The 17568-nt window shown below is 69.9% G+C and carries 11 protein-coding genes and 3 rRNA genes; 1 reads left to right on the top strand and 13 read right to left on the bottom strand.

Annotation, left to right across the window (positions count from 1 at the left end):
- Window positions 1–35: 35 nt before the first annotated feature.
- The 10 genes from murJ to NFS20_RS05770 form a co-directional block, all read right to left on the bottom strand.
- Window positions 36–1694: a murein biosynthesis integral membrane protein MurJ gene (murJ, locus tag NFS20_RS05815; protein ID WP_251150806.1), complete on the bottom strand. Its 1659-nt coding sequence runs from the start codon at window positions 1692–1694 to the stop codon at window positions 36–38.
- A complete protein-coding gene (locus NFS20_RS05810) occupies window positions 1691–2389 on the bottom strand; it encodes a hypothetical protein (RefSeq protein WP_353050424.1) in 699 nt (232 codons plus the stop codon). The genes murJ and NFS20_RS05810 overlap by 4 nt, the downstream gene beginning before the upstream one ends.
- 142 nt (window positions 2390–2531) lie before the next feature.
- Window positions 2532–3584, bottom strand: a complete 1053-nt coding sequence (locus NFS20_RS05805) for a copper transporter (RefSeq protein ID WP_251150804.1) — start codon at window positions 3582–3584, stop codon at window positions 2532–2534.
- 136 nt (window positions 3585–3720) lie between these two features.
- Window positions 3721–4905, bottom strand: a complete 1185-nt coding sequence (gene steA / locus NFS20_RS05800; protein WP_251150803.1) for a putative cytokinetic ring protein SteA — start codon at window positions 4903–4905, stop codon at window positions 3721–3723.
- A gap of 6 nt (window positions 4906–4911) precedes the next feature.
- On the bottom strand, window positions 4912–6660 hold the full coding sequence (gene recN / locus NFS20_RS05795; RefSeq protein ID WP_251150802.1) for a DNA repair protein RecN: 1749 nt from the start codon (window positions 6658–6660) through the stop codon (window positions 4912–4914).
- Between the two features lie 2 nt (window positions 6661–6662).
- Window positions 6663–7655 carry an NAD kinase gene (locus NFS20_RS05790; RefSeq protein WP_251150801.1) on the bottom strand — a complete coding sequence of 331 codons (993 nt, stop codon included), beginning with the start codon at window positions 7653–7655 and terminating at the stop codon, window positions 6663–6665.
- On the bottom strand, window positions 7652–8596 hold the full coding sequence (locus NFS20_RS05785; protein ID WP_251150800.1) for a TlyA family RNA methyltransferase: 945 nt from the start codon (window positions 8594–8596) through the stop codon (window positions 7652–7654). The genes NFS20_RS05790 and NFS20_RS05785 overlap by 4 nt, the downstream gene beginning before the upstream one ends.
- Before the next feature lie 2 nt (window positions 8597–8598).
- Window positions 8599–8832 (bottom strand): hypothetical protein, encoded by a 234-nt coding sequence (locus NFS20_RS05780; RefSeq protein ID WP_251150799.1) that lies wholly within the window; start codon window positions 8830–8832, stop codon window positions 8599–8601.
- 136 nt (window positions 8833–8968) lie between these two features.
- Window positions 8969–9991 (bottom strand): HAD-IIA family hydrolase, encoded by a 1023-nt coding sequence (locus tag NFS20_RS05775; protein ID WP_251150798.1) that lies wholly within the window; start codon window positions 9989–9991, stop codon window positions 8969–8971.
- Window positions 9988–10821 carry a tetratricopeptide repeat protein gene (locus tag NFS20_RS05770; RefSeq protein WP_251150797.1) on the bottom strand — a complete coding sequence of 278 codons (834 nt, stop codon included), beginning with the start codon at window positions 10819–10821 and terminating at the stop codon, window positions 9988–9990. Before NFS20_RS05770 ends, NFS20_RS05775 begins: the two co-directional genes overlap by 4 nt.
- 96 nt (window positions 10822–10917) lie before the next feature.
- On the opposite strand from NFS20_RS05770, the gene NFS20_RS05765 reads away from it, so the two are divergent.
- Window positions 10918–11373 (top strand): hypothetical protein, encoded by a 456-nt coding sequence (locus NFS20_RS05765; protein ID WP_251150796.1) that lies wholly within the window; start codon window positions 10918–10920, stop codon window positions 11371–11373.
- A 319-nt stretch (window positions 11374–11692) separates the two neighbouring features.
- Here NFS20_RS05765 and rrf read toward each other — a convergent pair.
- The 3 genes from rrf to NFS20_RS05750 form a co-directional block, all read right to left on the bottom strand.
- Window positions 11693–11809 (bottom strand): 5S ribosomal RNA (gene rrf / locus NFS20_RS05760).
- A gap of 101 nt (window positions 11810–11910) precedes the next feature.
- Window positions 11911–15018, bottom strand: a 23S ribosomal RNA gene (locus tag NFS20_RS05755).
- Between the two features lie 483 nt (window positions 15019–15501).
- Window positions 15502–17025, bottom strand: a 16S ribosomal RNA gene (locus NFS20_RS05750).
- The 16S, 23S and 5S rRNA genes sit together here, the layout of an rRNA operon.
- Window positions 17026–17568 lie beyond the last annotated feature (543 nt).

Genomic DNA, 17568 nt, shown 5'->3' with positions numbered 1-17568 from the left:
CGACGTCGGTCGCCTCACACCTCGCCGTGCTCCCCTCAGGACGACGACGTGTCGACCGGTCCGTCCTCGGTGCGCGCCGGCTCCGTCGCCCCACGGCGGACGACGCCCAGCAACGCGGGACGGTCGACCACGAGAGACGTCCCCAGAACGACGACGCCCGCGAGGACCGCCGCGAGGGCCCCGACGCCGACGGCCGGGAGCCAGCCCGCGTCGTCCGGCAGGAGCGCACGGGAGAGCAGCGCGCCGAGGGTGGCTCCGGCAGCGGATCCGACACCCGTGACGAGGAGCGTGCGCAGCACGCCGGCGACCGCCGCGACCCCGGCGAACCGCCGGACGCCGAGGAGCAGACCCGCGCCCGCGACGGTCATGCCGAGCGTGGTCGCGAGTCCGAGCATCGACAGCACGCCCTCGGCGTCACGCGCGCCCGTCACGGCCGGCAGGACGAAGACGGCGACCGCCACCACGACCCACCCCGCGACCGTCGCGACGACCGCGGCGCGTTGGCGGTCGATCGTGTAGAGCGCGCGCGACAGGTGCAGGATCAGGGCGTAGCCGACGATGCCCGGGGCCATCCACGCCACGCCGGCCCCGAGGCCCTCGACGGTCGTCCGCGCGACGGCGGCGAACACCACCTCGACCGGCCCGGACGCCGCGACGAGCGCCGCGACGCCGAGCCCCGAGACGACGACCAGCGCGCGTGTCGTCGTCGCGAGCAGCTCGCGGAAGCGGTCCTGGCGGGCGTGGGCGACGTGCTCGGCGAGCCTCGGGAAGGCGCTCGTCGCGAGCGGGAACGCCAGCACCGCGTACGGGAGGAGGTAGACCTGCTGCACGAACGTGTATGTCGGGAACGTCGACTGGGGGCCGAACTGCAGCGCGGCGCCCATCGCGGCGAGCACCGAGAGCTGCTGCGCCACGAGCGCCCCGACGCCCGCGAGAGCGAGGTTGCGCGCCCGCACGCCCTCGCCGTGCGGGAACCGCAGCCGCGGCCGCAGCCGGGTCCCGGTCCGCAGCACGGGCCCGACGAGCGGGATCGCGAGGACCGCTACCCCGACGGTCGTCCCCCAGCCCAGCCACGCGATCGCCTGGCCCGAGAGCGCGGCGACGTCCGCCTGGTTCCCGTCGGCGAGCCCGACGAACACGAGGTAGACCGCGATGACGGCGAGGCTCGACAGCAACGGGGAGAACGCCTGCCAGAAGAACCGCTTGTGCGCCTGGAGGATGCCGCCGAGCACGACGGCGACGCCGTAGAGCGGGACCTGGAGCGCGAACACGCGGACGAACGTCGCCGTGACGTCGACGAGCTCCGGGTACCTCGACATGAGCGTCGCGGCGATCGGCTCCGCGAGCAGCGCGAGGAGCGCGCCCAGCGGCACGAGCACGAGCAGCGTCCAGCCGAGCACCGCCGACGCGATGCGCGAGACGTCCGCCTGCGAGCGGCGCGCGATCGGCCCCGCGAGGAGAGGCACGACGGCGCCGGCGAGCGCCCCGCCCGCCGCCACCTCGAACAGCACGTTCGGCAGGATGTTCGCCGACGAGTACGCCGTCCCGACGCCGGTCGTGCCCAGCGTCGACGACAGCACGAGCGACCGCGCGAAACCGACGAGACGGCTCGCGACCGTCACGACCGTGATCATCACGGCCGCGCCCGCGAGCGTCTGGGTCGCCGCGCGCAGGCGCCCGGGACGTCCGCTCACGCGGCGCGCCGCCCCCACGTGTCGACGCGCCGCAGCACGTCGTTGCCCTGGATGACGGCCGAGAAGCTGACCTTCTCGCTCGCCAGGGTCAGCCCCACGACGCCCGCGAGCGCGAGCCAGCGCACGGCCCGCGGCGCGGCGAACGCGACCTGGCTCCCGAGCACGGCGCCGAGTGCGTTCGCCCCGCAGTCGCCGAGCATGTCGCGCTCGCCGAGGTCTGCCGGTGCGGCGGCGGCGCCCGCACCGAGGACGGCGCCTGTCGTCCCACCGGTTGCCGACCCGGCGAACGGCACGGAGACGAGCGCGGACGCCTTGAGGGCGCGGCCCGGGCGCAGGTCGAGGAGGTTCACGAGGTTGGCGGTCCCCGCGACGAGGGCGCCGTTGACGCCGACGTCGACGAGGTGACCGAGCGCCGAGCCGCGGCGGCGGGTGCCGACGGCCGCCGCGACGAGCGACGTCGCGCCGATGCCGAGCACCTTGAGCCCGCCGGTCGTGACCGTGCCGTGCGCGAGCGCGCCCAGGTGCCCGCGCAGCCCCTTCGTGCGCGTCGACGTGTCCTCCGTGAGGTCGTCGACGAGGCCGAAGGCGCCGCCACCTGCCGCCGCGAGCGCGGTCGCCGTCCGCGTGCGCGCGTCGGCGCCCGTGGCGAGCGCTCCGGCGACGAGGCCGGCGGCGACGGCGGGACCCTCGAGCATGCTGATGGGCTCGCCGCGGTGGTTCGTGCGCGTCCAGCGCTCGGCACCGCCCGGGGAGCGACCTTCGAGCGCCCGCCGCAGAACAGCCGTCGTAGCCGCGGCGACCGCGGCCGCCAGGAGCACGGATCCCGCGCGCCCCACGTCAGCCCTCGCCCGGGTCGGTCGTCGTGCTCGTCGTGGCGCCCTCGGCGTCGTCTGCACCTTCCGAGCCGCGGACGACAGGGGGCAGCTCGACCGCCGGCGGCATGACCGCCGTGGCGTTCTCCTCGAAGCCGAACTGGCCGACCTGGTCCGCGAGCCGGGCCGCGAGCGCGAGCGGCACGTTGATGCGACCGGGCTCGGCCTCGGTCCCGCTCACCGTCGAGAGGTTCGCCGCGAGCTCCTCGGAGCCGCGGATCGTGGAGACGAGGTCACCGGGCACCGCGGTGCTCCCGGCGACGAGGGCGGCCTGCGCGACGTCCTGCGCCGCGACGGCGACCTGGACCTCGATGTCGATCACGGTGGTGTCGGGAGCGGGCGCCTCGGTGGCTTCCGCCGCAGCATCGGTGGCCTGCTCGGGCGCCGGTCCGGCGAGGAGGAGCACGACGTCGGCCGGCGCGACCTGCTCCTCGACCACGTCGACGAGTGCGAAGCGCTCGAGCAGCGTCTCGAGCTCCACGGCCTCGTCGCTGCGCGCGTCGGGGTCCTGCGGGGACGTGCCCGTCAGCGCGAGCGCGAGAGCGCGCGCGAGCCGCTGGTCCGTCGAGGCGTCCTCCGGCACGTCGCCGAGCTTGTCGGCGAGCCCTTCCGCCACGGTGTCCCGCGCGCTCACCTCCTCCTCGCTCGTCCACGAGTCCGTGAGACGCACCTGCGCGACGACGCTCGCGCCCGCGGACTCGAGCTGCGCGCCGATCTGCTCGTCGCGCTCACCGTCGGCACCGTCCAGGTCGACGACGGCCACGCGACGGTCCTGGAGCGACCCGGCGACGAGCTGAGGGCCGGCCGCCTCGATGTAGCGCGCACCGTCGTCGAGCGTGACGTTCGCCCGGTCGAGCTCGTCGCGCAGCTCGTTGCGCTCGGCGCGCAGCTGCTCGACCTGCCCGGTGAGCTGGTCGCCGATCGCGCCCTGGAGCGGCCCGGCGCCGAGGATGATCCCGACCGCCAGCGCGAGGAAGACGGAGATCAACGAGACGATGTGGTACCTGAAGTCGATCACTGTGCGGTGGTGTCCTTCGGTGCGTGCTGCAGGTGGTCAGGTGGTCGGGTGCGGTCCGGAGGGCCGGCAGGCGGGTGCCGCCGGCGACCGGGCGACTCCTCGGGCGACCGTGGTCGCGCCGTGGTGCCGCCGGTGGTCAGCCTCCGCCGAACAGGGCGCCGATCCAGGAGGTCAGGTCGTCGAACCGTGCGCCGACGAGCCCGAAGAACGTCTGCCCGGCCGACGTCGACAGCAGCGCCATGACGACGGCGAACAGCCCCGCGAGCGACAGCAGCGTGAGCTGGACGTTGGAGATCCGGTGCCGGTACAGGCGCGAGACGCCCTTGGCGTCGACGAGCTTGCCACCGACCCGCAGGCGCGTCAGGAACGTGCTCGCCATGCCCGCCCGTCCCTTGTCGAGGAACTCGACGAGCGTCGCGTGCGTGCCGACGGCGACGATGACCTCGGCACCCTTGTCGTCGGCGAGGAGCATCGCGATGTCCTCGCTCGTGCCCGTCGCGGGGAACACGACGGGGTCCACCCCGAGCTCCTTCACCCGCTCGAGCCCCGGTGCCTTGCCGTCGCGGTACGCGTGCACGACGATCTCCGCGCCGCAGCTCAGGGCACGGTCCGACACCGAGTCCATGTCGCCCACGATCAGGTCCGGCTTCCAGCCGGCGTCGAGGATGGCGTCCGCGCCACCGTCGACCCCGATGAGCACGGGCCGGTACTCCTTGATGTAGGGCCGCAGCGTCGCGAGGTCCTCGCGGTAGTGGTAGCCGCGCACCACGATGAGCACCTGGCGGCCGTCGATCTCGGTACGGATGTCCGGGACGCCGACGCCGTCGAGCAGGAGCTCGCGCTCCCGCCGCAGGTAGTCCATCGTGTTCTCGGCGAACGACTCGATCTCGGCCGAGAGGTTGGCGCGCGCCTCCTCGAGGCTGTCGGCGACCGTCGCCTCCGTCTGGACGACGCCCTCCGCGACGAGGTCGTCGCCGAGCAGGATCTTGTTCCCGTCGAGGCGTACCTCGCGGCCGTCCGGGATCGCCATGATCGCCGGTCCGAGGTCGTCGACGAGCACGATGCCGGCCGCGACGAGGATGTCGGGGCCGAGGTTCGGGTACCTGCCGGACACGGACCGGGCAGCGTTGAGGACCGCCGAGGGCTTCGCCGCGACGAGGGCGTCCGCCGCCACGCGGTCGATGTCGACGTGGTCGATGACCGCGACGTCGCCCGGCTGCAGCCGCTTGGTCAGGGCCTTCGTCCGGGCGTCGACCCTGGCCGGGCCCAACGTGTCGGGTCCGGTCTCCGGCAGCGTGGTCTTGCGCAGAGTCAGCTTCATCGTGCCCTATCGTCCCACGACCGACGACTCGAGGAGCTCGTGCGCGTGCCGCAGGGCCGCGTCGGAGTCCTCCTGTCCGGACAGCATCCGCGCCAGCTCGCGCACCCGGTCCTCCCCCGTGACCTTCCGCACGCCCGTCACGGTCACCGGGCTGTCGGCGTCGCCGTCCTCGTCGCGCTCCGGGGAGGACTTCGTCACCACGAGCTGGTCGTCGGCGAAGGCCGCGACCTGCGCGAGGTGCGTCACGACGACCACCTGCGCCCGGCGTGCGAGCGCCGCGAGCCGCCGGCCCACCTCGACCGCCGCCTTCCCCCCGACCCCCGCGTCGACCTCGTCGAACACGAACGTCGGCAGCGCCGGCCCGCTGCCGTCGGCACCCACGGCCGACGTCGCGAGCGCTACCTCGATGGCGAGCATGACGCGCGAGAGCTCGCCCCCGGAGGCGCCCTTGCCGAGCGGCCGCGGCGGCGCGCCGGGGTGCGGGGTGAGGGAGAACGTCACCGCGTCCGCACCCCACGGGCCCGGCTCGTCCGCCGCAGCGACGTCGACCACCAGGCTCGCACCGCTCATCGCGAGACCGCGCAGCTCGTCCGTCACCGCCGCGGCGAGCTCCGCGCCCGCGCGGTCGCGGGACGCCGTGACCGCGGCGCCGACGCTCCCCAGCTCCGCGTCGAGCTCGTCGCGCCGCTCCGTCGCGGCGCGCAGCCGCTCACCGCCGTCGTCGAGGTCCAGCAGGCGCAGCCCGGCGTCGCTCGCCCACGCGAGCACGTCGTCGATCGTCTGGCCGTAGCTGCGGGTCAGCGTGCCGAGCTCCGCGAGCCGCGCGTGCGACGTCTCGAGCCCCGCCGGGTCCGCGGCGAGGTCCTCGACGTACCCGGAGATCTCCGTGGCGACGTCCGCGAGGACGTACCCCACCTCGGCGAGCCGTTCGGCGAACCGTGCGAGCGCCGGGTCGGTGGGAGCCGCCGACTCGAGCGCGCGGCGAGCGCGGTCGACCGAGGTGACGGCGTCCTCCTGCTGCTCGGCGGCGTCGTCGCCCGCGATCGCGTCGTGCGCGAGCTGTGCCGCGACGCGCAGCTCCTCGACGTTGCCGAGACGGGCCACCAGCGCGGCGAGCTCGACGTCCTCGCCCGGCTGCGGGTCGACGCGCTCCACCTCGGCGAGGCCGAGGCGCAGGAGCTCGGCCTCGCGCGCCCGCTCGCCGGCTCGGGTCGTGAGGTCGTCGATCTCCGCCTGGAGCGCGCTCCGCTCCGCCCAGGCGGCACGGTACTGGTCGAGCAGGGCGCGGTGCTCGGGTCCGGCGAACGCGTCGAGCGCCTCGCGCTGCCTGCTCGCCGTGCGCAGGCGGAGCTGGTCCGACTGCCCGTGCACGGTGACGAGGTCGTCCGCGAGCTCGGCGAGCACGCCCTGCGGCACGCTCCGCCCGCCGAGGTGCGCGCGCGAGCGGCCCTCTGCGGCGACGGTCCGCAGCACGACGACGGTGCCGTCGTCGTCCACCTCCCCGCCTGCGTCGTCGACCCGGCGCGCCACCGCTGGACGGTCCACGACCCGCACGCGGCCCTCGACCACGGCGGTCGCGGCACCCGGCCGCACGGTCGCGGGATCGGCCTTGCCGCCCATGAGCAGGCCCAGGCCGGTGAGCACCATGGTCTTGCCGGCGCCGGTCTCCCCCGTGATGACGGTCAGGCCCGGTCCGAGCGGCACGCGCGCCGACCGGATGACGCCGAGGTTCTCGATGACGATCTCCTCGAGCACGCTCACTCCTCCTCAGGGTCGGGCGCCACGGACGCGCGGCTCGCCGTCGGGGCGGCTGTCGTCGTGGCGGCTGTCGTCGTGGCGGCTGTCGTCGTGGCGGCGATGTCGGCTGCGCGCTCGCGCCAGCCCACCACGGGCAGCGAGAACTTCGAGACGAGCCGGTCCGTGAACGGGGCGGTGCTCAGCCGGGCGAACCGCAGCGGTGTAGGGCTGCGGCGCACCTCGACGCGCGAGCCGTTGGGCAGGTCGATGCGGCGTCGGCCGTCGCACGTCAGCACGCCTGGCGACGCGGAGCGCGGCAGGACGTCCACGGTCACGGTCGACCGCGGCCCGACGACGAGCGGGCGGGCGAAGAGCGCGTGGGCCGCGAGCGGGACGACGAGGACGGCGTCCACCTCGGGCCACATCACGGGCCCGCCCGCGGAGAACGCGTGGGCCGTGGAGCCCGTCGCGGTCGCGGTCACGACGCCGTCGCACCCGAACGAGGACACCGGCCGGCCGTCGACGCCGATCGCGACCTCGATCATGCGCTCGCGCTGGGCCTTCTCGACCGTCGCCTCGTTGAGCGCCCAGCCGGTGAGCGGCTCACCGCCGTCCGGGAGATGCACACGCACCTCGACGACGGTGCGCTCCTCGACCGTGTAGTCCCCCGCGACGAGACGTGCCACCGCCGCGTGGAGGTCCTCGCGCTCGCTCTCGGCGAGGAACCCGACGTGACCGAGGTTGACGCCGAGGATCGGGACCTCGGTCCCGTGGGTGAGCTCTGCCGCCCGCAGGATCGTGCCGTCACCGCCCAGCACCATGACGACCTCGGACTCGGTGACCCCCTCGCGGACACGGGTCAGCGCCATGTGGTCGCCGAAGGTCTCGGCGAGGTCGTCGTCGTGCAGGGTGACGGCGAAGCCCGCGGCCTCGAGCTCGGTGACCGCCTCACGCAGCGCGACGACCGCCTCCGGGCGTCCGCCGTGGGTGACGATCAGCACGCGACGTGTCACGGTGCTCCTCCAGTCGAGCGGATGGTCTGCGCGGTCTCGCGACCGGGTGCGGGAAGCACGACGGCGACGGGTGGGGCGTCGGCCCCGGGCGCCGGGTCCCAGGCCACGGCGCGCCTCGCAGCCTCGGCCACGGCGGAGTCGTCCACCTCGCGGGAGTCGCCCGCCCGCAGCCACCAGAAGTACTCGCGGTTCCCGCTGGGTCCCGGCAACGGGCTCGGTACCACCGCCACCGGCCGCAGCCCGGCGAGCGCGGCGTGACGGGCGACCGACGTGACGACCTCGGCGTGCAGCGACGGGTCGCGGACCACGCCTCCGCTGCCGAGCCGGTCGCGACCGACCTCGAACTGCGGCTTCACGAGCAGCAGCAGGTCCGTCCCGGGGCCGACGACACCGGCGACGGCCGGGAGCACCATCGCGAGCGAGATGAAGGACAGGTCGCCCACCACCAGGTCCGGTACGGCGCCCACGTGCTCGGGCACGAGGTCGCGCACGTTGAGCCCTTCGTGGACCTCGACCCGCGGGTCCGCACGCAGGGCAGGGACGAGCTGGTCGTGCCCGACGTCGACCGCGACCACCTCGTGAGCGCCCCGGCGCAGGAGCACGTCGGTGAACCCGCCGGTCGAGGCACCGAGATCGAGACAGCGGGCGCCGTCGACGCGGGGCGGCGCCGGCAGCCCCGGCACGCCGCCGCGCAGCGCCTCGAGCGCGTCCAGCGCCCCGGCCAGCTTGAACGCGGCTCGCGACGCGTACCCGGGGTCGTCCGGGTCGGGTACGACGGCCAGCACGGTCGGCGTCCCGACGGCGAGCGACGCCTTGGTCACCGGCAGACCGTCCCGCGTCACCCTGCCTGCCGCGAGGAGCTCTGCCGCGTGGCGCCGCGAGCGGGCGAGGCCGCGTCGCACCAGCTCGCCGTCCAGACGAGCACCCGAGCCTCCCGCCACGCTCAGTCCTCCGAGCGCGCCAGGTCGGCCACGAGCGCCTCGTGCACCGCCTCGAGCACCTCCACGTGCGCCGGAGTCGCCAGCGAGTCGAGGTGGTCGAGCCGCGCGAGCGCGTCGTCGAGCGCGCCGGACGCGTCGACCGCTCCCGGTACGTCGTGGGGCCCCGACGCGAGGACGACCTCGCGGCGCCGGAGGTCGCCCGGTGTCGCGACGCCCGGCACGTTCCCGTCCGCCATCTCTGCTCCCTCCGGTGCTGCGACGGCGGCCTCGTGACCGCCGCCGCCCACGCTACCGGTTACGACCCACCGGACCGGCACCTCGAGGACTGCCGCGCCGCGATCTTCCGACGTCACGGGCAGCCCTGGTGCCGGGTCAGTGCGAGCCGACGGCGATCTCGGGCACGCTCGCGGCGTCGACTACGCCGCCCTCGTCGACCGTCGCCCACGCCGCGGACGCCGCCACCCGCACGGTGTCGATCGTCGCGGGACCGCGCACGTCGAGGCGCAACGCCCCGTCCTCGACCCGTGCCGCGCTCCGCCCGCACGTCCACCAACCGTCGTCCGTGGCCTCCGGCGCCGGGTGGGCCTCGTGGAGCGACCGCAGGTCGGCCCCGAGGAAGTGCGGGCGCAGGCCCGGCTCGGCGAGGATCGCGTCGCGCGCCGTGCTCACGCCCGTGAGCACGTGCAGACCGGGGTACCCGCCGGCGCGGGCGCCCGCCAGGTCCGTGTCGAGCCGGTCTCCGACGACGAGCGGCGCCCGGGCTCCGGCGCGCTCGATCGCGAGGCGGTACATCGTGGGCGACGGCTTGCCGGCGCTGTCGGGCTCGACCCCCGTCGCCGCGCGCACGGCCCCGACGAGCGAGCCGTTGCCCGGCGCGAACCCGCGCGCCGTCGGCAGGGACAGGTCGAGGTTGCTCGCGACGTGCCAGGCGCCACGTTGGACGGCGTAGGCCGCCTCCGCGAGCTGGGTCCAGCCCAGCTCGGGCGCGAATCCCTGGACCACGGCGACGGGGTCGTCGTCGGCGCTCTCGACGATCTGGAGCCCGGCGTCGTGCACGGCGGTGACCAGTCCGGCGCCGCCGACGACCAGGACCCGCGCCCCGGGTTCGAGCCGCGTGCGCAGCAGCGCGGCCGCCGCCTGGGCGGCGGTCAGCACCTCGTCCGCGGTCGTCGGGATGCTCAGGCCCGTGAGCTGCTCCGCGACGGAGCCCGGCTCGCGCGACGCGTTGTTCGTCACGAAGACGAGCCGCATCCCCCGCGCGCGAGCACCGGTCAGGCTCTCGGCCGCGTGCGGGATCGGATCGTGGCCCCGGTACGCGACGCCGTCGAGGTCGACGAGCGCGAGGTCGTACGCCTCGTCCAGCGCGACCTCGCTCGCGAGCAGACCGCCGCTCACCGCCCGTCCTCCTCCGACGGCACGCCACCGGCCTGCACGCCCGCGTCCTCGGTCCCGTCGTGGGCGGCGGAACCGGTCGCAGCGGAACCGGTCGCAGCGGAACCCGTCGCGACGGAACCGGTCGCGGCAGAGCCCGTCGCCGTCGCGCCGGAGTCGTCGGTCCCGGCGGAGTCGTCGGTCCCGGCCAGCTCGTCGTCGGACAGGTCGTACACGACCACGTCCTCGTCGTCGTCACCCGGACCGGTGACCAGGAACGACGCGTCGATGCCCGCGAGGATCTCCGCAGCCTCCTCGGTCCGTCCCGCCGCCTCGAGGACGGACGCCTTCGCCTGCTGCACGCGGGCTCCCAGCTCGCCCCGCGTACCGGCGGTCGGCACGTGGGCGAGCACGGCCAGCGCGGCGTCGAGCTCCCCGAGGTCGACGCGAGCCCCGCTGACGACGATCGCGAGCTCGGTCCGCCCCACGTCGTCGAGCGTGCGCGCCTCGTCGGAGGCCGCCAGCGCGAGGGCCCGCTCCGGACGGCCCAGGCCCCGCTCGCAGTCCGCCATGATCGGCAGGTGCTCCGACGAGCCGTTGAGCCGACGCACCGTGCGCAGCTCGCGCAGCGCCTCGGCGTAACGGCCCGTGCTGTAGGCCGTGAGACCGGCCGCCTCGCGGACGACGTCGACCCGACCGGCACGTCGGACCGCCGCCTGCGCGTGCTCGTAGGCCAGCTCGGGCTCGGTGTCGATGAGCCGTCCCGCCATGACGAGGTGCTTGCCCACGACCTCCGCCGTGTCCTTGCTCAGCGTCCGCAGGCGCGCCCGCGCGGAGCGGTCGAGCTGTGACATGGTCACGTCCTCCGCGACGGGAGGGCCCGCGGGGTGCCGCGGTGCCGGACGCTCGTCGGACCGCGCACGGTCACGACCTGCGCCACCGCGCGGGGCATGGCTCCGACGGTCGCCGTCGGACCGCGCTCCGCCGTCACGCCGCTCGTATCCCCGAGACCGCTCGGAAGCGCTCCCCGTCCTGCCCTCACGCTGGCCGTCCCGCGGTCCGCGGCCGCCGTCGCGACGGGCGCCGTCGCGACCGCCGGCGCCTTCTGGGCGACGCCCCGGACCGTCGTCACGACGCGCGGGGTAACGACCGCCTGCGCGATCGTCGCGACCCGCGCGGTCGTCCCGCCCGGTCCGACGGTCGTCCCGCCCGGGCCGGCGATCGTCCCTGCCGGTCGGGCGGTCGTCTCGCGCGCCCGCTCGCGCTCCACCGCGGTCGTCCCGACGCGGGAAGGCCTTGCGGCCCTCGTCCTCGCGCCGTACCGGTGCCCGCCTGTCGGCGCGCTCACCGGAGCCGCGGTCGCTGCGCGGCGCCCCCGCGCCTCGCGGCGGTCGCTGCCCGCCTGAGGAGCCCGAGCGGCCGGGCGCGCCGTCACGTCCGCCGCGATCCTGGCCGGACGTCCTGGCTCGGTCGTCCCGACCGCCGCGCTCGTCGCGCGGCCCGTCGGAGGACGGACGTTCGCGATCGGAGCCGTCGTGGGTGTCGTTCACCAGGGTTCCCTCCCCGTACAGAAGTGCGCTGATCATCCTCCCACGCCGGCTGCGCGCGGTCAGCGACCGCTGCCTTGGCGGCAACACGCCGCCCGCGCGGATGATCGCGCACGCTGTGGAGGATGGTGAATGCCGAAGGCCCACCCCGTGTGGGGTGGGCCTTCGGTGAAGGGTTGTCCGGCGGCGTCCTACTCTCCCACCCCGTCTCCAGGGCAGTACCATCGGCGCTGAAGGGCTTAGCTTCCGGGTTCGGTATGGGACCGGGCGTTTCCCCTTCGCTGTGACCGCCGTAACTCTGTCGAACACTTTCCCGGGTGCCGCCCCCGGTGTGGGGGTGGTGGGGTTGGTGGTTCGGGAACCGCACAGTGGACGCGTCGCATGAGAGTGTGATGGGTGTTGAAGTTGTCGGCTGATTAGTACCGGTCAGCTGCACGGGTCGTTGGTCCCCGTTTCCACGTCCGGCCTATCTACCCAGTGTTCTGCTGGGTGCCTCTCACCCCTGAGGGTATGGAAACCTCATCTTGAAGCAGGCTTCCCGCTTAGATGCTTTCAGCGGTTATCCCTTCCGAACGTAGCCAACCAGCGGTGCTCCTGGCGGAACAACTGGCACACCAGAGGTTCGTCCGTCCCGGTCCTCTCGTACTAGGGACAGCCCTTCTCAAGTTTCCTGCGCGCGCAGCGGATAGGGACCGAACTGTCTCACGACGTTCTAAACCCAGCTCGCGTACCGCTTTAATGGGCGAACAGCCCAACCCTTGGGACCTACTCCAGCCCCAGGATGCGACGAGCCGACATCGAGGTGCCAAACCATGCCGTCGATATGGACTCTTGGGCAAGATCAGCCTGTTATCCCCGGGGTACCTTTTATCCGTTGAGCGACGGCGCTTCCACAAGCCACCGCCGGATCACTAGTTCCGACTTTCGTCCCTGCTCGACCTGTCAGTCTCACAGTCAAGCTCCCTTGTGCACTTGCACTCGACACCTGATTGCCAACCAGGCTGAGGGAACCTTTGAGCGCCTCCGTTACATTTTAGGAGGCAACCGCCCCAGTTAAACTACCCACCAGGCACTGTCCCTGGTCCGGATCACGGACCGAGGTTAGACATCCGAAGCGGCCAGAGTGGTATTTCAACGTTGACTCCACCCGCACTGGCGTGCGGGCTTCACAGTCTCCCACCTATCCTACACAAGCCGCACCGAACATCAATACCAAGCTATAGTAAAGGTCCCGGGGTCTTTCCGTCCTGCTGCGCGTAACGAGCATCTTTACTCGTAGTGCAATTTCGCCGAGTTCGCGGTTGAGACAGCGGAGAAGTCGTTACGCCATTCGTGCAGGTCGGAACTTACCCGACAAGGAATTTCGCTACCTTAGGATGGTTATAGTTACCACCGCCGTTTACTGGGGCTTAAATTCTGAGCTTCACCCACGAGGGGTTGACCCGTCCTCTTAACCTTCCAGCACCGGGCAGGCGTCAGTCCGTATACATCGTCTTGCGACTTCGCACGGACCTGTGTTTTTAGTAAACAGTCGCTTCTCCCTGGTCTCTGCGGCCGTCCACGCTCCCCGAGCTAGTCGGTTCACGTTTCGGGCCCCCCTTCTCCCGAAGTTACGGGGGCATTTTGCCGAGTTCCTTAACCACGATTCGCTCGATCGCCTTGGTATTCTCTACCTGACCACCTGAGTCGGTTTGGGGTACGGGCGGCTAGAACCTCGCGCCGAGGCTTTTCTTGGCAGCATAGGATCACCCGTTTCGCGCATACGCGCTCACTATCAGCTCTCAGCCTCGTGTCGGGCGGATTTGCCTACCCGACGGCCTACAGCCTTGGACGTGGACTACCATCGCCACGCCGGGCTACCTTCCTGCGTCACCCCTGTTAATACGCTTACCTACTACCGGTTCGGGTCCCGCGCGCCCCTGTCCGGTGACCCCGAAGGGTCGGTGGACAGGTTTGGGCGGTTAGCATCACCGGGCTCGGTATGGGCGGTTCTTCGCCGGTAGGAGAATATCAACTCCTTGTCCATCGACTACGCCTGTCGGCCTCGCCTTAGGTCCCGACTTACCCAGGGCGGATTAACCTGGCCCTGGAACCCTTGGTCATTCGGCGGACGGGTTTCTCGCCCGTCATTCGCTACTCATGCCTGCATTCTCACTCGTGTGGCCTCCACCGCTGGGTTCCCCCGCGGCTTCACCGGCCACACGACGCTCCCCTACCCACCTGCGCCTCTGGACCACGAAGGCCTGAGTTACGCGCAGATGCCACGGCTTCGGCGGTGTACTTGAGCCCCGCTACATTGTCGGCGCGGAATCACTTGACCAGTGAGCTATTACGCACTCTTTCAAGGGTGGCTGCTTCTAAGCCAACCTCCTGGTTGTCTGTGCAACTCCACATCCTTTCCCACTTAGCACACGCTTGGGGGCCTTAGCCGGTGGTCTGGGCTGTTTCCCTCTCGACTACGGAGCTTATCCCCCGCAGTCTCACTGCCACGCTTCCACTTACCGGCATTCGGAGTTTGGCTGACGTCAGTAACCTTGTAGGGCCCATCGGCCATCCAGTAGCTCTACCTCCGGCAAGAAACACGTGACGCTGCACCTAAATGCATTTCGGGGAGAACCAGCTATCACGAAGTTTGATTGGCCTTTCACCCCTAACCACAGGTCATCCCCCAGGTTTTCAACCCTGGTGGGTTCGGTCCTCCACGCGGTCTTACCCGCGCTTCAACCTGCCCATGGCTAGATCACTTCGCTTCGGGTCTAGACCCAGCGACTATGGACGCCCTGTTCGGACTCGCTTTCGCTACGGCTTCCCCACACGGGTTAACCTCGCCACTGAGCACTAACTCGCAGGCTCATTCTTCAAAAGGCACGCTGTCACCCCAACCAAGGAGGCTCCAACGGATTGTAGGCACACGGTTTCAGGTACTATTTCACTCCCCTCCCGGGGTACTTTTCACCTTTCCCTCACGGTACTGGTCCGCTATCGGTCACTAGGTAGTATTTAGGCTTAGCAAGTGGTCTTGCCAGATTCACACGAGATTTCACGGGCCCCGTGCTACTTGGGATCCCCTTCGGGAGGCCGCGCCATTTCGTCTACCGGACTCGCACCGTCTGTGGTCCGCCTTTCAATGCGGTTCGACTATGACACGGCTTTCTGACTCCCCGGTGGACTGTCAGATCCACCAGAAGGGTCCCACAACCCCGGACACGCAACGCCTGACAGCTTTACCACGCGCCCGGTTTGGCCTCATCCGCTTTCGCTCGCCACTACTCACGGAATATCTCTTCCTGCCGGTACTGAGATGTTTCACTTCCCGGCGTTCCCTCCACACACCCTATATATTCAGGTGCAGGTCGCACGACATGACTCGTACGGGGTTCCCCCATTCGGAAACCCTCGGATCACAGCTCGTTTGCCAGCTCCCCGAGGCTTATCGCAGGCTACGACGTCCTTCTTCGGCTCCTAGTGCCAAGGCATCCACCCTGTGCCCTTAAAAACTTCGACACACACACTACAATCTATTCGCAGAGACCAAGAACAAAAACCACGGACACACCCCGAAGGGCACACCCGTACTTTTTGCATCTTGATCACTTCAAAGATGCTCGCGTCCACTGTGCAGTTCTCAAACAACCAACGACCCCGACCCGCACAGACCCGCCTACCCACCAAGACCAGCTCGGCGAGCGGTTCGCGATCCACGGACCGACCCGTACCAGGCACCACCACCAAAGTGGCCGGCGACCTGAGGACCCAACAGTGTGCTCGACAAGCCCCGGACCCACCCGCGATGTTCCACCACACCCCCCGGACACCACCGAACCCCCCGAAGGAGAACCCAGCAGACCAGGCGACGCAGGTACTGACACCAGCGAGACCGACGCTCTTTCGTCAATGTTCCACCCATGAGCAACCACCCCCACACGCGAACGGCGTGGGCCGTGGCCACCACACACCCCCGAAGAGGCGTGCGTTGAAGCTCCTTAGAAAGGAGGTGATCCAGCCGCACCTTCCGGTACGGCTACCTTGTTACGACTTAGTCCCAATCGCCAGTCCCACCTTCGACCACTCCCCCCGGCGAACCGGTTGGGCCATGGGCTTCGGGTGTTACCGACTTTCGTGACTTGACGGGCGGTGTGTACAAGGCCCGGGAACGTATTCACCGCAGCGTTGCTGATCTGCGATTACTAGCGACTCCGACTTCATGGGGTCGAGTTGCAGACCCCAATCCGAACTGAGACCGGCTTTTTGGGATTCGCTCCACCTTACGGTATCGCAGCCCTTTGTACCGGCCATTGTAGCATGCGTGAAGCCCAAGACATAAGGGGCATGATGATTTGACGTCATCCCCACCTTCCTCCGAGTTGACCCCGGCAGTCTCCCATGAGTCCCCGGCATAACCCGCTGGCAACATGGGACGAGGGTTGCGCTCGTTGCGGGACTTAACCCAACATCTCACGACACGAGCTGACGACAACCATGCACCACCTGTGCACGAGTGTCCAAAGAGACCACCATCTCTGGTGGCTTCCCGTGCATGTCAAGCCTTGGTAAGGTTCTTCGCGTTGCATCGAATTAATCCGCATGCTCCGCCGCTTGTGCGGGCCCCCGTCAATTCCTTTGAGTTTTAGCCTTGCGGCCGTACTCCCCAGGCGGGGCACTTAATGCGTTTGCTGCGGCACGGAACTCGTGGAATGAGCCCCACACCTAGTGCCCAACGTTTACGGCATGGACTACCAGGGTATCTAATCCTGTTCGCTCCCCATGCTTTCGCTCCTCAGCGTCAGTTGCGGCCCAGAGACCTGCCTTCGCCATCGGTGTTCCTCCTGATATCTGCGCATTCCACCGCTACACCAGGAATTCCAGTCTCCCCTACCGCACTCTAGTCTGCCCGTACCCGATGCAAGCTCGAGGTTGAGCCTCGAGTTTTCACACCAGACGCGACAAACCGCCTACGAGCTCTTTACGCCCAATAATTCCGGACAACGCTTGCGCCCTACGTATTACCGCGGCTGCTGGCACGTAGTTAGCCGGCGCTTCTTCTGCAGGTACCGTCACTTGCGCTTCTTCCCTGCTGAAAGAGGTTTACAACCCGAAGGCCGTCATCCCTCACGCGGCGTCGCTGCATCAGGCTTTCGCCCATTGTGCAATATTCCCCACTGCTGCCTCCCGTAGGAGTCTGGGCCGTGTCTCAGTCCCAGTGTGGCCGGTCGCCCTCTCAGGCCGGCTACCCGTCGTCGCCTTGGTAGGCCATCACCCCACCAACAAGCTGATAGGCCGCGAGCCCATCCCTGACCGAAAAACTTTCCAACCACCCCCATGCGAGGACGGCTCATATCCGGTATTAGCCCCGGTTTCCCGGAGTTATCCCGAAGTCAAGGGCAGGTTACTCACGTGTTACTCACCCGTTCGCCACTAATCAACCCAGCAAGCTGGGCATCATCGTTCGACTTGCATGTGTTAAGCACGCCGCCAGCGTTCGTCCTGAGCCAGGATCAAACTCTCCGTAAATGATCAACGCCCACCACCAGACCCAAAGACCCGGCAGCGAACAATCCATACGAAGCGAACCCCGAAAGATTCACAAAACTGGCCTACAAACGAAAAACAATCTGACGATCATTCTCCGAAATCAACCAAAAACATCCCCAGACACAACCAACCAGCCACCCCGAACGGGACAACCCAGCCAGCCACGCCCACAAAGGGGACAGAAATTGGCATTGACTAACAAGCACACTGTTGAGTTCTCAAACAACCGACACACACCAACTCAGCCAGACCCTCAGGCCCAACCTCGCTTGGGGCAACTTCTCAACCCTACCAGGCCCTCCCCCCGCTCTCCAACTCGTCCTTGCGGCCGAGATTCGAGGCGAGCTGGCGATCCCAGCAGCCCCTCAGCGGGACGAGCGCACGAAGCACCCAGTCTTTCGAAGAGGGGGACCGCCCGGGGGACCAGCCACCTCGTGCCTGCTCCGAAGAGCTTCACCGTGGTGTCCGTTCCTCCCTGCCGGGCGAACGTCGAGAACATTACACGCGCTGGAGCCTGCTGCC

It is taken from the genome of Cellulosimicrobium sp. Marseille-Q4280, assembly GCF_943181405.1.
In the GTDB taxonomy this organism is placed as follows: domain Bacteria; phylum Actinomycetota; class Actinomycetes; order Actinomycetales; family Cellulomonadaceae; genus Cellulosimicrobium.
The sequence above is the reverse complement of the archived record's forward strand: the minus strand, read 5'-3'. Positions and strand labels throughout refer to the sequence as shown.

Bases quoted from the DNA above. Each gene is read 5' to 3' on its own strand.
- NFS20_RS05780 (WP_251150799.1), bottom strand. From the start codon at position 8,832: ATGGCGGACGGGAACGTGCCGGGCGTCGCGACACCGGGCGACCTCCGG.
- NFS20_RS05765 (WP_251150796.1), top strand. From the start codon at position 10,918: ATGGCTCCGACGGTCGCCGTCGGACCGCGCTCCGCCGTCACGCCGCTC.
- NFS20_RS05810 (WP_353050424.1), bottom strand. From the start codon at position 2,389: ATGCTCGAGGGTCCCGCCGTCGCCGCCGGCCTCGTCGCCGGAGCGCTC.
- steA (WP_251150803.1), bottom strand. From the start codon at position 4,905: ATGAAGCTGACTCTGCGCAAGACCACGCTGCCGGAGACCGGACCCGAC.
- NFS20_RS05770 (WP_251150797.1), bottom strand. From the start codon at position 10,821: ATGTCACAGCTCGACCGCTCCGCGCGGGCGCGCCTGCGGACGCTGAGC.